This is a genomic window from Desulfocicer vacuolatum DSM 3385 (assembly GCF_900176365.1).
Taxonomy (GTDB): domain Bacteria; phylum Desulfobacterota; class Desulfobacteria; order Desulfobacterales; family Desulfobacteraceae; genus Desulfocicer; species Desulfocicer vacuolatum.
On the sequence record NZ_FWXY01000009.1, the window covers coordinates 1 to 14,081 of the forward strand.

17 protein-coding genes, 2 tRNA genes and 1 pseudogene are annotated in these 14,081 nt (G+C 46.8%); 5 read left to right on the forward strand and 15 right to left on the reverse strand.

What is annotated here, in order from left to right; genetic code table 11:
* Positions 1-503 precede the first annotated feature (503 nt).
* Positions 504-1,646 (forward strand): radical SAM family heme chaperone HemW, encoded by a 1,143-nt coding sequence (gene hemW, locus B9A32_RS09435; protein WP_084068741.1) that lies wholly within the window; start codon positions 504-506, stop codon positions 1,644-1,646.
* 129 nt (positions 1,647-1,775) lie between these two features.
* Here hemW and B9A32_RS09440 read toward each other — a convergent pair whose 3' ends face one another.
* The 4 genes from B9A32_RS09440 to B9A32_RS09450 all read right to left on the reverse strand — a co-directional run bounded on the left by B9A32_RS09440 (position 1,776) and on the right by B9A32_RS09450 (position 6,086).
* The gene (locus B9A32_RS09440) at positions 1,776-2,825 is read right to left on the reverse strand and encodes a carbonic anhydrase (protein WP_232367110.1); all 1,050 of its coding nucleotides are present in this window, start codon (positions 2,823-2,825) and stop codon (positions 1,776-1,778) included.
* Between the two features lie 83 nt (positions 2,826-2,908).
* Complete coding sequence (selB, locus tag B9A32_RS09445; RefSeq protein ID WP_084068744.1) at positions 2,909-4,828, reverse strand: selenocysteine-specific translation elongation factor; 1,920 nt, start codon at positions 4,826-4,828, stop codon at positions 2,909-2,911.
* A 13-nt stretch (positions 4,829-4,841) separates the two neighbouring features.
* Positions 4,842-5,018 (reverse strand): hypothetical protein, encoded by a 177-nt coding sequence (locus B9A32_RS21345; protein WP_170923777.1) that lies wholly within the window; start codon positions 5,016-5,018, stop codon positions 4,842-4,844.
* A gap of 195 nt (positions 5,019-5,213) precedes the next feature.
* Complete coding sequence (locus B9A32_RS09450; protein ID WP_084068745.1) at positions 5,214-6,086, reverse strand: DMT family transporter; 873 nt, start codon at positions 6,084-6,086, stop codon at positions 5,214-5,216.
* A gap of 191 nt (positions 6,087-6,277) precedes the next feature.
* Here B9A32_RS09450 and B9A32_RS09455 point away from each other — a divergent pair.
* Positions 6,278-6,353, forward strand: a tRNA-His gene (locus B9A32_RS09455).
* Positions 6,354-6,386: 33 nt separating this feature from the next.
* Positions 6,387-6,463, forward strand: a tRNA-Arg gene (locus B9A32_RS09460).
* A 573-nt stretch (positions 6,464-7,036) separates the two neighbouring features.
* Here B9A32_RS09460 and B9A32_RS21670 read toward each other — a convergent pair.
* The 6 genes from B9A32_RS21670 to B9A32_RS09485 all read right to left on the reverse strand — a co-directional run bounded on the left by B9A32_RS21670 (position 7,037) and on the right by B9A32_RS09485 (position 11,152).
* Entirely contained in the window at positions 7,037-7,174 is a 138-nt protein-coding gene (locus B9A32_RS21670; RefSeq protein WP_212637881.1) for a hypothetical protein, read from the reverse strand.
* Between the two features lie 883 nt (positions 7,175-8,057).
* Positions 8,058-8,579 carry a hypothetical protein gene (locus B9A32_RS09465; protein ID WP_084068748.1) on the reverse strand — a complete coding sequence of 174 codons (522 nt, stop codon included), beginning with the start codon at positions 8,577-8,579 and terminating at the stop codon, positions 8,058-8,060.
* Positions 8,576-9,667, reverse strand: coding sequence for a hypothetical protein (locus B9A32_RS09470; protein WP_084068751.1), 1,092 nt, complete (start codon positions 9,665-9,667; stop codon positions 8,576-8,578). Before B9A32_RS09470 ends, B9A32_RS09465 begins: the two co-directional genes overlap by 4 nt.
* Position 9,668: 1 nt before the next feature.
* Complete coding sequence (locus B9A32_RS09475) at positions 9,669-9,926, reverse strand: hypothetical protein (RefSeq protein WP_084068754.1); 258 nt, start codon at positions 9,924-9,926, stop codon at positions 9,669-9,671.
* Positions 9,917-10,330 carry a hypothetical protein gene (locus B9A32_RS09480; RefSeq protein ID WP_084068756.1) on the reverse strand — a complete coding sequence of 138 codons (414 nt, stop codon included), beginning with the start codon at positions 10,328-10,330 and terminating at the stop codon, positions 9,917-9,919. Before B9A32_RS09480 ends, B9A32_RS09475 begins: the two co-directional genes overlap by 10 nt.
* Positions 10,331-10,687: 357 nt before the next feature.
* Positions 10,688-11,152, reverse strand: a complete 465-nt coding sequence (locus tag B9A32_RS09485; RefSeq protein ID WP_084068759.1) for a hypothetical protein — start codon at positions 11,150-11,152, stop codon at positions 10,688-10,690.
* Positions 11,153-11,427: 275 nt separating this feature from the next.
* Here B9A32_RS09485 and B9A32_RS21350 point away from each other — a divergent pair, with 275 nt between their 5' ends.
* Both B9A32_RS21350 and B9A32_RS09490 read left to right on the forward strand, forming a co-directional pair.
* On the forward strand, positions 11,428-11,604 hold the full coding sequence (locus B9A32_RS21350; RefSeq protein WP_170923778.1) for a hypothetical protein: 177 nt from the start codon (positions 11,428-11,430) through the stop codon (positions 11,602-11,604).
* Positions 11,573-12,184 carry a GNAT family N-acetyltransferase gene (locus tag B9A32_RS09490; protein ID WP_084068762.1) on the forward strand — a complete coding sequence of 204 codons (612 nt, stop codon included), beginning with the start codon at positions 11,573-11,575 and terminating at the stop codon, positions 12,182-12,184. The genes B9A32_RS21350 and B9A32_RS09490 overlap by 32 nt, the downstream gene beginning before the upstream one ends.
* Positions 12,185-12,217: 33 nt before the next feature.
* Here B9A32_RS09490 and B9A32_RS22520 read toward each other — a convergent pair.
* The 5 genes and pseudogenes from B9A32_RS22520 to B9A32_RS09515 form a co-directional block, all read right to left on the reverse strand.
* Positions 12,218-12,361, reverse strand: a pseudogene (locus tag B9A32_RS22520) (HGGxSTG domain-containing protein); the annotation flags it as partial.
* Positions 12,362-12,430: 69 nt separating this feature from the next.
* A complete protein-coding gene (locus B9A32_RS22590; RefSeq protein ID WP_084068764.1) occupies positions 12,431-12,670 on the reverse strand; it encodes an NrdR family transcriptional regulator in 240 nt (79 codons plus the stop codon).
* A gap of 395 nt (positions 12,671-13,065) precedes the next feature.
* The gene (locus tag B9A32_RS09505; RefSeq protein ID WP_084068766.1) at positions 13,066-13,386 is read right to left on the reverse strand and encodes a hypothetical protein; all 321 of its coding nucleotides are present in this window, start codon (positions 13,384-13,386) and stop codon (positions 13,066-13,068) included.
* Positions 13,387-13,445: 59 nt separating this feature from the next.
* A complete protein-coding gene (locus B9A32_RS09510) occupies positions 13,446-13,685 on the reverse strand; it encodes a hypothetical protein (RefSeq protein ID WP_084068769.1) in 240 nt (79 codons plus the stop codon).
* Positions 13,682-14,077 carry a hypothetical protein gene (locus tag B9A32_RS09515; RefSeq protein WP_084068771.1) on the reverse strand — a complete coding sequence of 132 codons (396 nt, stop codon included), beginning with the start codon at positions 14,075-14,077 and terminating at the stop codon, positions 13,682-13,684. Before B9A32_RS09515 ends, B9A32_RS09510 begins: the two co-directional genes overlap by 4 nt.
* Between the last annotated feature and the right edge of the window lie 4 nt (positions 14,078-14,081).

The window sequence follows — 14,081 nt, forward strand, 5'->3', positions numbered from 1 at the left end:
TAAAATCAATGGTGATAATCCCTGAATTGGCAAATAGTTATGAGTAGTCTACATAATTCTTTTGCCAAAACAACACGAAAATAAGAGATAAGAATCTAAGAAAGCTTTTGAAAAATGGAAATTTCGGCATTTAAAAAATAGTAAATATTCGGCTCATCAATGTAACGGTTTGGCCGGTGCGCCATATTCGCTTAATTGGGACTGCGTGGCATATTATGTGAGCAAGCCAAAATAAATGATGATGGGGTGCCAGCGGAATATTTACAAAAAATGTGAGAAAAGAGAATAAATCAGCCATTGTTTCATGTCAAAGGATTTGACGCAAAATTGTCTTTTTATGGGCAATTAAGGTGCTCATATTGCTTGAGCAATGGGCAAATGATGTGTAAATCATGATGAAATCACATTGATGAAACAGTCATCTTTTTGATTCCAACACATATGAGCCCATAATTAGAATTGCTGTGAAATGTTGTTAAAAAAATTCAGAAAAAGGAAGTGTCTTGTCTGAACCCCACGGATTGTATGTCCATGTGCCCTTTTGTGTTAAAAAATGCGCCTATTGTGATTTCTATTCCACAAGTGATCTAACCCTGACAAACAGCTTTGTTGCTGCATTGTTGAAGGAGATGAAGCTGCGCTCTTTTAAGGATCGTTGCATTGACACCATCTATTTTGGTGGGGGAACTCCCTCGGTGCTCACCGCCCGGCAGATGGAGCGCATTTTATCCGGTATCCATGATTTTGCCCCTGTTTCTCCGTTGCTGGAGGTGACAATGGAGGTGAACCCCGGCACTGTGGGGGGCACATATCTTGCGGATGTGTATTCCCTGGGTGTCAATCGGCTTAACATCGGGGTGCAGTCCTTTGGGGATGAAAAACTTAAATTCCTCGGTCGAATTCATAATTCTGAAGACGCAGTCAAGGCCCTGGAAGATGCCCGCCGGGCAGGCTTTGAAAACATCGGCCTTGATCTTATGTTTGGGGTTCCCCATGAAATGCCGGAGCAATGGCGCAAAGACATGGATACGGCCTTTTCCTTTTTGCCGGAGCATCTCTCTTGCTATATGCTCACATATGAGCCTGATACCCCCCTTGATAATACCCGCAGGGCCGGTGGGGTGATACCCCTGGAAGATGAAAAAGTGGCCGATCTTTTTACGTTTACCTCCCGTTATGCAGGGCAACTTGGGTATGATCATTATGAAGTGTCCAATTTTGCAAAAAAAAAGAGCTGCCAATCCCGTCATAATAAGAAATATTGGTCTGGTGTGCCCTACACAGGGTTTGGGCCGGCAGCCCACTCCTTTGATGGGACAACACGTTTCTGGAATCACCGGGATGTCATCAAATATATCCATCACCTTGAAAAGGCCGAGCTGCCTGTCCTGGAACAGGAATTTCTCACCCGGGAACAGGTTCTCATGGAAAGGGTGATGCTGGGACTGAGAACCTTTGAAGGACTTGATATTTCGGCATTTGAACAAATTGCAGGACAACCCTTTGAGCAACAGTTCCAGGCTGTGCCTGGCCGGGTGGAAGAACTGGGATGGGGCGGGATTTCCCAGGGAAGATTTTCCCTTAATCTTGGGGGGATGGTCTATCTGGATACGGTGGTGGAGTGGTTTGTGGAAAAAATTGTATGAAACATCGGTGTGGTTAAATGGGGTCAGGCCTGCTTTATTGTCTTTTGATACAGACCTGACCCCATGAGTTAATCATACACCAGGGGGGCATTGTTTGTGAAAATGTTGCTTTGGTGTTGGACGATTAAGTTATTCAATGACGGCTTTATCTGGGTTTTCTTCCACTTTTTTCAGGATTTCCATGGATTTTTCCTGGGGCAGCCATTTAATGGTGCCTTCCCCCACATCATAGACAGCACCCACCACCGTGACCTTGCCTGCGGCAACCAGGTTCCGGGTGGCCGGGCTTTCCATGAACAACTCTTCAATGCCGGTCCAGATATTTTCTTCAATGGCCATGGGAATAATATCTTCCCCTTGGATCTCAGGATGATCAGCCATGGCTTTTTTAACCGCCGGGATAATATTGTCCACCAGGGCCGGGATATTGCGTTCCAGGGCATGACCATGACCCAGAACCGCCTGGGTAACAGCCGTCACCGCACCACATTGGGTGTGACCCAGCACCACCAGCACCGGGGTGTTCACATGGGCAAGACCATATTCAATGGAGCCCCTTTCATCCACATCACACACATTGCCTGCCACGCGGATAACAAAAATATCCATGATGCCAGCGTCAAAGATTGCCTCCACAGGCACCCGTGAGTCAGAGCAGGTAATCACCGTGGCATAGGCGTGGTCCCCCTGGTTTTCCGAGCCTGCCTGGAGGAGCCTTGCAAGGTTCATGTGGGGGTGGGCTGATTCACCATGGACAAATCGCTGATTGCCTTTTTTCAGGAGAGAGATGGCTTCATCCGGTGACGGTTTGCCTTCAAAGGGATCTTTCCCTTCATGGGCCGTATCTGCCACGGCATGTGCCTCTTGTGTTTCTATTGCTGCTGTGTCCCCGGTGGTGGCCGCATGGGAAGCATCCTTTGCAACATCTTCCTGCTCCTGGGCCGGGAGCACTTCTGTTTCATTTGCCTGGACACCTGCTTTTGCATGGTGTTTCTCTTCTGCGGCAGCCTCCACAGTGCCTTTCGAAGCTGCATGGGTTTCCATGGCAACTTCATTGTGTGTATCTGTTGCAGCAGGGGAATGTGGGGCATCATCACCGACAAAGGTGACCACAAGGATGAAGACAAACATCACGCCCAGGTAGGCCCATAGAATGATTTTGTTTTTTTTCTCGTCCATTTTTTCTCCTTAAATAGATTTGAGCTGTTTTTACCTTGTGTTACAAAAGAGTCGCCCAGCCTTGTTGCGGCAACTTCTTTTAGTTAACTTTTTTTCCGAAGTTGTCGGGTATCCCCCACGCGGATGGTGAGATTGATGGTGTCAAAGTATTCAATCAGGGGGATGATGTACTTGCGGGAAACACCTGCCATATCCTTGAACTGGGGGGTGGTGATTTCACCGGATTTTTGCAGAAATGTCACAAGTTTTGTTTCAATATCTTTGATGGCCTTTGCATCAAAGTAAAGATCATCCTTGGTTTTAACAATGCTTTTTTCATCAATGAGCATCTGAAGCACATCCCTTGCAACTTTTTGGTCCACCTCCAGATCCTGGCAGATGGTGCGGAAAAAGGGCGGGGTAAGTCCTGATTTTTGATAAATTTTCAGAATTTTTTCCCTGACCTCTTTTTCATCCACCTGCAAAGCCACCTCATGTTGAGAAAGGCGGATGGTCCCCTTGTCCTGGATCACTTTGTTTTCCTTGGTAAGCCGTGCAATGACCAGGGGAAACAGTTTGGAATCTTTGTCATTGAAGGCCCGGAATTTGGATTTCAGTTCCTGGCTGGGCATTCCCTCCTTTAAAGGGTTGTCTTTATGATATGCACCAAGGCGGTCGATGACCTCCTGGGCAATGGTGTCAAACAGGGCACCATGGACGTAGATTCGCTGCTCTTTATCGGTCTGGATAAGGCGGCGGTTGGCCAGCATTTTTTGCAGAATATTTCCCAGTTTTTTATCCGGTATACTGGTCATGATCCTTAAATCTGCAAAGGAGACACCGGAAAATTTACCCTGTTCTGCAAAGTAGGAGAGGATGGCCTCATGATCTTCTTCCATGAGGCAGGCAAGGCCTTCTATGGCCTGGGTGTCGGAAAGTTTATGCTTTCTGGCAACGGGGTTGAGGATTTGGCCGCCGCCAATGGTTTTAATGGGGGAGTAACTTCTGATGACGAATCGGTCTCCTTTCATGAGACACACCGGGGTTTCCAGGCGAATCTGCACACAGGCAGTGTCACCGGGGGTGAGCTCTGCTCGATCCAGGAGCACCATGTACCCGAACACTTCGCTGGTACCGGAATGGAACCGCACCCGGGTCCGGGGTTTGGCCGGTTTGGCATTGCTGGAAAGAAAAAGGATTTCAGCATCCACCATGTAGCTGGGGTGCAGAGTGTCCGGGGTGGAGAGAATGTCTCCCCGGTCAATGGTTTCCCTGTCCAGTCCCTGGAAGTTTATGGCGGTGCGGGAGCCTGCCGTCACTGTATCCACGCTGTTGCCATGGACCTGGATGCCCCGAACCTTGGAGGTGATGCGGGAGGGAAAAATCATTATATTGTCCCCCACATTGGTTTTTCCCGATGCCAGGGTGCCGGTGATCACTGTGCCAAAGCCCTTCATGGAAAAAACCCGGTCCACGGGAAGTCGAAAAATGGGGGACGGGGTCCGGGGGGGGATTTTGTGGCACAGCTCATTGAGGGTCTTCTTAAAATCCTCAAGTCCTTCCCCTGTGGTGGAAGACACCTGAATGATGGGGGCATCCTCCAGAAAGGTGCCCTGGGTGAACTCCAAAATATCCTCCATGGCAAGTTCCATCAAGTCTTCATCCACCAGGTCAATTTTGGTCATGGCAATGAAGCCGTGCTTGATCCCCATGAGGGTGCATATTTCCATGTGCTCCCGGGTCTGGGGCATCACTCCTTCATCGGCGGCAATGGCCATGGATACAATGTCAATGCCACTGGCCCCGGCCACCATATTTTTTACAAATTTTTCATGGCCGGGAACATCCACAATGCCCACCACTTCACCACTTTCCAGGGGAATGGAGGCAAATCCAAGCTCAATGGTGATGCCCCGTTTTTTTTCTTCCTTGAGTCGGTCGGTTTCAATGCCGGTTAACGCTCTGATGAGGCTGGTCTTGCCATGGTCAATGTGGCCTGCGGTTCCCAATATGATCTGGTCCACTGTATCATCCCCTCTATTTTTTTGAGTTTCGTTGTCGCATCAGCTGCATAAGGTATGCACCTGCCACAAGGCCCCCACCCAGGGCAATTCCCTGGAAGATGCTCCATTCCGGGCGGAAAATTCGTGTGAGTAAAATACCAAAGGCCATGCCAAGGATCAATCGTACTATAAAGATTGGGAAACCGCTCATGTCTGTTTTTTTATCCTTTATCAAGGTGAGCCGATGTTAAAAAAACATCGGAGTAGATAATATCCGAAAAATAATAAACAAACTTGAAACAAGGGTCAATATGAATTTTGGGGAGTAATTTTGGTTTTGAGCAATTGCTGTCCCCTGGGGATGACGGGGACATTTTCTGAGCTTTTCTCTGGTCCTGGTAAAATTTCAGCCGATTTTGATGAGAATGGCCCCGGCCACGATGAGTATGGAGCTCAGGATTCGGTTCAGCCCCACCTGTTCTTTAAAAAATAAAAAGCCAATGCAGATACCAAACAGGGTGCTCACCTGGCGAAGGGCAGATGCGTAGCTTGCCTGGGCCTCCTGCAGACCCATACGAAAGCTGATGAAAGACAGGAGCATGATGATGCCGCCCAGAAGAATGCTTTTGGGATTGTATTTCATCTCGGCAATCACCCGGGGTGTCTGGTGTTGCCATATCACCCGCACCACATGGAATATCAACATATAAAAAGAGAGATGAAAGGTGTAAACGAAAATATCTCCGGTCATGACCCCCAATTTGTCCGCCACTGCCCCAAAGGAGTAGAAAAATGAGGCTGCAAGCGCAGTTAAAACTGGGGCGTTGTTTTTTTGGGGGGGACGTTTAAATCGGGGTCGGATGATAAGAGTGCCCCTTTGTATGCTTATGGCACCGTAAATTATCAGGGCAATGCCTGTGGCTCCGGCCAGGGAGATGGATTCGTTGAGGAGAAGGTAACTCCAGAAGATAATGTACACCGGCCCGGTCACTGTGAGGGGATAGACCAGGGTGAGATCCCCTTTTTCCAGGGAGAGCGCCACAAAGTATTGGTAAAGAAAAAAGAAAAATCCTGCGGCAAAGGCGGTGTACATGGTGGATGAAATGAATAAAGATGCGGTGTCATGAAATTGGAAAATATAAATGCCCATTCCAGTAACTGTGACGCACATCATTAAAAAAACGGCACTGGTTTTATCTCTGCATGTTTTTAATACGCTGTTCCACAATACATGGAACAGGGCGCTGATGATGATGAATCCAAAACCTTTTAATGTCATTGGGTGCCGTTTTGCTTAGAGGGGTTATGGGTGAATGAACTTGCCTGTTTCTTTTTTCGGTTGGCCCTGGAGGCTGTTGTTTTTACCTATTCCTTTTGGCGGCGTTTGGCAATGGAAAAAAATGGGGTGGATGTTAAAAAAAAGATTGCAATTTGTGTGATGGGCTGATATAAAGTCCTGGTTTGATTGTGGTGGGTGTAGCTCAGTTGGCAGAGCGCTAGGTTGTGGTCCTGGATGTCGAGGGTTCGAGCCCCTTCACTCACCCCATTAAAAAAATATGCAATTTTGAATTGCTATTATGCGCCTGTAGCTCAGCTGGATAGAGCGTCGGACTTCGAATCCGCAGGTCGGGAGTTCGAATCTCTCCAGGCGTGCCATAAAAATCAAGGGGTTACAGCAAATCAGCTGTGACCCCTTTTTTGATTTGGGGCAAAAATTCCCATTTTATTCCCAGTTTTAAAAATGATGGTGAGTGAATTATTGTGAACAAAAACACCCATTATCCCCCACCTGACCGATTATATTTTTTTAGCATGGCCCTTGGTTGCCTCTCCTCCACCCCCCACGATTCCGAATCACAACCTTTCAGTCATTGGCCAACAATCCATACCCGTTTCCATAGACATCATTCTATCAAAGGATTCTTTGCACCTGGCGGTGATGGTTTACCAGGGAAGATAAAAGGGGTGGAAAACTATTCCGGACCTTGGATGATCCACCATCAGTGTCCAAAGTTTAACCAGGCTATGGATAAATATTTATCTGACAACAGACCGGTTAAAGGAATCATGCCCGTGTTTGAGAATGTGGGGTTTTCGTAGGTTTTTTACAGGAAGGGTTTACCGGCTCCAGGGTGGCAATGATCCAAGGTCCGTTGGCGGGCAGCTGTCCAGGGTAGGCACCCGGCAGGAGAAAGAAGACTTTAACTTGGCTGCTATCTATCCCATGGCTTACTGGGTCCGGTGTCCGGTGATGAGAGATCCATGTTCCAGGTAAAGGGGTGTCCATTTCAGATCCCCCTTGATGTGCTCCTTTGTCTGGGGGATAAGACGAACAAGTCTTTTCAGCCTGCCCGGTGCCCCACCCAATTCAAGGGGTGCGCTTTTAATGCGTACCCCTTAGTGATACCTTTGTAGGACTCAGCCATTTTGGCTGACTGCCCCGTGCCCCGTTTTGGGGCAGTCCTACATAGGTAACTGTATCCAAAGGGAATGGAGTCTTGCTCCGAACCCTTAGCCTGGCACTGGGAAAACCCGTATCAGGTATTGCTCGATGCCTGGGAAAATACGGCTATCTTTGAGTATGTGCTTTTTTTGCACAATGCTGGTAATAGCCGTTACTGGATGGAAGGTCGGCTTTAATATCGGCAAGTTAAAAAGGGGGTGCTGCCATAGCATACCCTTTGCCCAGGATTCCTTTTTTGGCCAACGGCTTTTAACCGTCCTCTCCACTGCACAAATGTAGATAGTGCTTTTGACTGCTCAACTTTGAGCGGTGGCCACGACCTAAGATTTACTGAGGTCATCACGGGGAAACCTGACACCCCGTTTTGGTGCATCAGACCTTTAGGGCCCAAAGGTCAACCAAGGTTTAAGACTCCCCGGCATTCAAATAAGATCTGCTCAAATTTGAGCAGGTGTCTACCACATCTCCCCAAATTTGGGGAGTGATTCCGGGATAAGATGCCCCGATTTTTCGTGTTATCTTTTTGACGGCTCAAAACTGAGCCACCAGTTGACCGGCTGAATTTTCAGCCCGTTGATTCAAGGGAGTAGCCACAGACGACTCCCTTTCCTTTCTTTTTTGGATTTAAAATCTGAATATTCCAGAGGTAGCCATAAGCGACACCCTTTCCCCTGGCAGGTACAAAACATCTTCGTAGGGAAAACCCCCAGGGGTTTGACTTATTGCAACGGGGATGCAAAAAATCCCCCCCAGGGAATGAAGGAATCCAGGGCGGTTAAAATATTCTTAACCCGGCTGGTGTGTGAGCCCACGGGTAATGCCCCGGGCAAGATCCCCCAGTGGTAACCGGGAAGGAAAACACCCCTCCACGGTCCCGGCAACCTGTGCCTTATAAGCCCGGACAAAGTCCCGGGTCCACCATTTCAATTCCGATTCCTGCACCCGTGATGCCCAGGCGTACCACTTCCACCTGGTACTCATCAAATGTCTGGTGACAGGATCATTAAAAGATGGATTGACCCGGGCTCCATACCGGTGAAGATGCTCCAGGACTTTCCCGGCCTCGATCTCTGCCTTATCCCCCTGGCCACCACCCATGGCGTTGATAATATCAGCAGTGGTGGGCATGGTGTTGAATCTGTGAGTCTGGATAAGCTTGACCGCTGCTCCTTCCACCTGGTCAATGGAATATTCTTTCAATGCAGTAAACCGGAGTTTCAAACCGTTGCTGGTGAAGGACGTACCGGGGTAATTATCTGCAATGGCCATCATAATTTCCGTGAATTGTTTGAGATCTTGTTTTTTCATGCCTCCACCCCCATCTCGGTCAAGAATTGTGCTGCGGCCATGTAATTTGAATCCATCCGTTTACAGCCCGTGACAGTCCCATTGGGATATCTCCCGGCAGGAATAGCACCTGCAAAGCCCCCAGGTGATAACATGGCAGTGGTGGTGGGTTGACTTTTCATGGTTTCCAGGTACCCGGCGGCCCACTGGTTTTTCAAAGTCTTATCCAGGTATGCCTTGTACTGCATCCACCCGCCTTTCACGTTGGCGGTGGCATAAGCAATGGCCTCCCGCACCTCCAGGGGGCTGTATTCCTTTGCGGATTTGTTGACAAGGGCCTTCACCATGGGTTGCTGGTGCTGTTCAGGGATGAGGTCCCAAAGAGAATTTATATCTTCTGTGGCTGGATACGACGACGGCGGCTCCACAACTTCCACCTTTGGCTCTGGATCCGGGGCAGTAGTCGTTTCTCCCTTTGGATTGTTAATACCCTTATTAGTTATTACGTCCTCGGATTCCCGTATGTGGGTTTTCCGCATGCGGTCATCATTATTGGCGTGGGTATCCCTGGTCTGGGTTTTAGCCTGGCTGCTTTTCTCCATCGGTGCCCCCAGTTTTGGGGTGGCATCCCCTTCCTGTATAATAAGTTGCCTTGAATTTGAGGCAACCTTTGATACTTCCCCGCTGCTCACATCTGAGCAGCCCCCGGAGAGGATGTCTTTGGATTTGAGATCACAGATTGTGACACCAGAATTTTTCGTGCCTTTTGTGACATCGCATTTTGCGATATCTAAAACACTCTCAGTGGCGGCAGGGTCCACCCGATGATCAAAGACAACATACCGGGTCCCGGTGATCCTGCCACATTCCCCCCTGGTCACCTCTTTGTGAAGATACCCGGCCTCCACCAGCTCGGTTAAAGAGGATCTTAAAGCGGTGTGGCCATCCTTGCCGGTCTTTACCAGATGATTGACATTGACGTTCCAGGTGTCCGGCCTCGATAACAGCCGGGCAAGTGTCCCCCGGGCTTTATCTGAGATGGTTTCATCTTGCAAAAATTCATTTGGAATCCGGGTATAATTGCCTTTCAATTCTTTTCTGATAATCATTTTAAAGCCCCCTCAATATTTTGGGCATGACTTCCTGTGGATCAAGAGCCACAAGGCCCGGCCATACTTGTTGGCGTTTTTTTGCCAGAAACATCAAATGTTCATAATCATCCTTGGCCTTGGTCAACATTTCAACCATACCCTGGTAAACCTCTGGTGACATCGCCAATTCTTTATTCAAGTCGGTTTCCTGTTTCTTCATGAAGTTGATGAGGATCTGTAATCGTAGTTGTGAGCGTTCAGGGGTTTTTATTGACATGCTTCCCCCTTATTCACGACAAGCTTGGCGTTCACCACTGCACCAGCTTTATATGGGAACTGGTGGCGTTCAATGACAGATACCTGAATTTCACCAACGCTTTTCTCAATGCAATGAATGGCTTCATCTATGGTGGAGCTGCTGTCCCGAATCATGGCCATAAATGGAGCCCCAAACTTTTCGTATTCATCATCTGACAAGATATCCAGCATAACCTTGAACCTCTCAATGGATGCCTTCATCATGAATGACAGGGATTGAGTTTTAACATTGACCTTGTGGTGTGCCCAGGGGTGACGGTATTCTGTGGTCCCATCGGGTAATATGTGTTTTTCCAGGTCAAAGCACTGTGGGGTTTTGTTCGGTACGGATAATGTGGTGGGATTTGTGGCGTGATTTTTCATGATAAGGCTCCTTTGGTAGAATTAAGCCCTTTCGGTCCTTCCAAAAACAAAAAGGGCAACATGAAGGTTGGAAGACCGGCCCAAAGAAACCGGCAGGCCCTAAGGCCTCCCCCATGCTGCCCTATAAGGACGCATGAAATAAAAAAAGCGTTCACATAAAAATGTAGACGCTTTCCGCGTCTTTGGGTTTCCGGCTTCCAAACCGTCCCCCCTGATTTTGCAGAGGGTGAATTATTCATAGCTTGGTGGTGGGTTTGTGTCAAGGGGAATTTGAATCAACTTGCCCCAATTTACAAAAATGTATGTTGAAATTTGAGGTTGTTTTTTAAGTACTTTCTAAGTACAGATACCAACTATTTAGAATTTAAATATAGGACGGGGGATATCAAGTTCATTAAAAAGCTTTTCAGCTGAATGTAAATCACCACCCATTCGATAAAAATCCATCTTTAGAGTCTCAATACCAATTTCATGAATAATTCTAACCCCTTTTGGAGTCGCTTGATACTCGGTTTGATAATTTTGCCCACATTCTTCTGCAAATTCGAATTCACATAGAGAACCTAAACAAGCGGACACTTTGTCGATCTCAATATTTATGCTTTTCGATATTCCTTCAACTTTAGACAATCCGTGACAACATAAAGAAGCAAGTACCCGCACAGCATTTATAGGTGTATGTTTATCATCTAAATTGTCTATATCATTGTAACCTTCTTTAGGAGCAACACATATTATAGCATCAATGAGGCAACCCTTCATACTCCAGTATCCATCTCTTGTCATAACTTTGCGGGCTAATTTTTTTTCTGGTGTCTCCATAATCAATCAATCCTTTTTTTGTAAAAAATTAATAACATTTTTAATAATCTCATACGCCCACCCCAAAAACATGTCAACGAATTTATCAAAATGTAACACCCCATGGAATTTACTGGGAACAGTGCCAACATGAAGCTATGTGAAGTTAAGTGAAAAAAGAAATTATTGACAATTTGGTGGGCCTCGGTCATATAATAGCTTGAATGTGCCATTGCCAAAAGTTGGCTTTGGCATTATTATTATGAACAATACAAACTTATCAAAGGAGGTTGACCATGGCACGACCAATTGCACCAACCCCTCGTTTGGATGCAAGATCATCTGATAGGTTTTTAGAAAGCGTTACCAAAAATCTTGGGAAAAAATCACGGCCTATAAGCACACCGAACATTGACGCTACAATAAAATCTATCATGGCACATGCAATCAAAAAAAAGAAACGAGCTTCATAACGACAAATTTTCGCTGATACCAGCAATGACTAAAGACGATTTCAGAAGTTGGGAAATCGTTTGTTTTGATTGTGGGAATGATGACCTTAACGAATTTTTTCAAATAGATGCATACCCGCATCATGAACAGCTATTAGCGACCACATATTATTTTCAACCCAAAGAAGCCACAGATAGTGATATTTTCTATCCTGTGGCTTTGGTGTCTTTGCTAAATGACCGAGTTGAAATAACAAGAGAAGAGCGCAAAGGCAGTAAAAAGGATTTTGGCAAATCTTTGAAAAAAGGGATTCCATACCCCAAAAGAAATTATTCTTCATTCCCTGCGGTTAAAATAGGGCGGTTAGGGGTTTCCACCAAGTTCCAAGGGCAGGAAATAGGCACATCTCTTTTAAACATGATCAAAGCCTTGTTTTTAACCAGTAATAGGACCGGTTGCAGATACATTACTGTGGATGCATATCAAGAGGCCTTGCCATTTTACTATAAAAATGAATTTGCACCTTTGTGGGATGAAGACGAAAACGAGCCCCAGAGAATTCTTTACTACGACCTGAAAAGATTTATTCCTCTCCTTTGACCCCACCCAAAGACCTTAACATTTCTTAGCACTTCATGGGGTCCGTATCTTTTTGAATCCATTCAATGCAGACTTGGCCTTTCCTTCCGGCGTTATCGGCCCGGTACTCCACCCACCATGTAGACGGCACCGGCCATTTTGATAAAGATCTTTTCTCTTGCAGGACGTCCCGGCCCTGGTCTTTGCCCCTCAGTAATCTTTTTGTTGGATCTCTTCACGGGTCTGCTTCATTTATCTGGCTCCTTTTCAAATATGGGTTTTTCTAAGGCTCTCAAGGGGTTTGTGTCCGGCAGCACCAACAATGCCCTTTTCTTCGTTTCGTTCCTTCTCTGCAATAATGCTTTCCGTCTCGGGGTCTACCTGCTCTATGGTTTTAAAGACCCGACCACAGTTACAGCAAACCCTCACCCTAAAAACTTCATTCTCCAACCATGACGCGGTGTGTACTACTTTGGATTTTGAGTTATTGCAATATGGGCAGTTCATTTGTTCCTTGATATATTAATTCGTTCAAAACAAAATCCGAGTCCGAACCCGTGACAAGAAAACCCGTGCCTCCTTTGGGTTTTTCTTAATGGCAAGGCCTAAGAAATCCCCGCAAAGGTCCCCGTGCCCCTGCCCAGATAGAGTTATATGAATAAAATGGTGACACGTTTTAAAGGAAACCCTTGACGGCCTGGAACCACTCAGCCAAGCATGGCAACCCACTGGGTCATTTCTTTTGATCAAGTCAACACAACACTGATCCAGTATCCCGATCGCTAATAAGCAAAAGGGGAGAATATGAGCCATACGGCCATGATTGTTTGCGCTCGGCATATCAGACATTAAATGAATCCCTCAAAAAGAAGCGCCCAGGATAACCCAGGCGCTCATAACCCCTATTCGGTGTCAACAACTGCCAGCTTCCCGCCTTGATTCTCCAGGACGATACCATCTACAAGTTCAAGGAGGTCCACGTCAAATCCTGATAGCGCCCCTAACGCCTTCTCCGCGAGTCTTTTCTTACGGGCTGTTTCTTCTGCTTCAATCCGGCGTTTTTCTTCTTCAATCTGCCAATCGGTTTTGAGACTTCCAGCGCAATTGGTGATTTTAATGCCGTTGATTATAACACTCTTAAAATTTTGACCAAGGCGAAAAAATATTGTTTTTGCCTGGCTTTTTGCTGCATTCTCTTCCGGTGTGTGTTTTCGATTACTCATTTTGCTTTCCTTATTTATTATGAATTTTACGGGGATACATCCCCCGCGACTGTTTGCTGTTACCCATCCAAATCGGTCCTTGCCTTTGGTAGCCCCCTAGTGGCTCCATCCACCTCATTCAGCAACCACTCAACAAACTGTTTCTGACTGCGAAAGCCCTCCCTCCTTAATTGCCGTTCCAACCCTTCCCATTGCTCTTCGGGAACGCCAAAGGTTTTAAAAATCTCGTCAAACGGCTCCTGTTCCTCGGCAGCTCCGGCCCTTGCTTCTAATTTCTTTACTCTCGTTTCCGCCTTCATCGCCCATCCTCCCCGATAATTTTTTCAAGTTGCCCAATCCTAAGTTCCAAATCTTCAATCTCAATAGCCTTTAAGCTGGATGACAAGATTTCCTTTGCGGCCGCAACCCGGGCAGAGGGTGGGGCATCCTTGTCTCGGCAAATCTCCGCCAATGCCCTTGCTGCATCACCCGTAACTTGTTGAAGCCTAAGCATGGCCCGGCCCACCATCCGTCGCTTTGCTTTGCGTAATTCATCCTCAAATACCGGCTCATTGAGGTAACGGTTCATGGTAGTTCGTCCGATACCTGCTTGTTCACAAGCATTTCCCAAAGTGTCACAAGAGATAAGTGCCTCCAGGGCTTTCAGTTTTTTACCCCTCAAAGACGTTGATTTTTCACTGTTTTTACTCATTTTT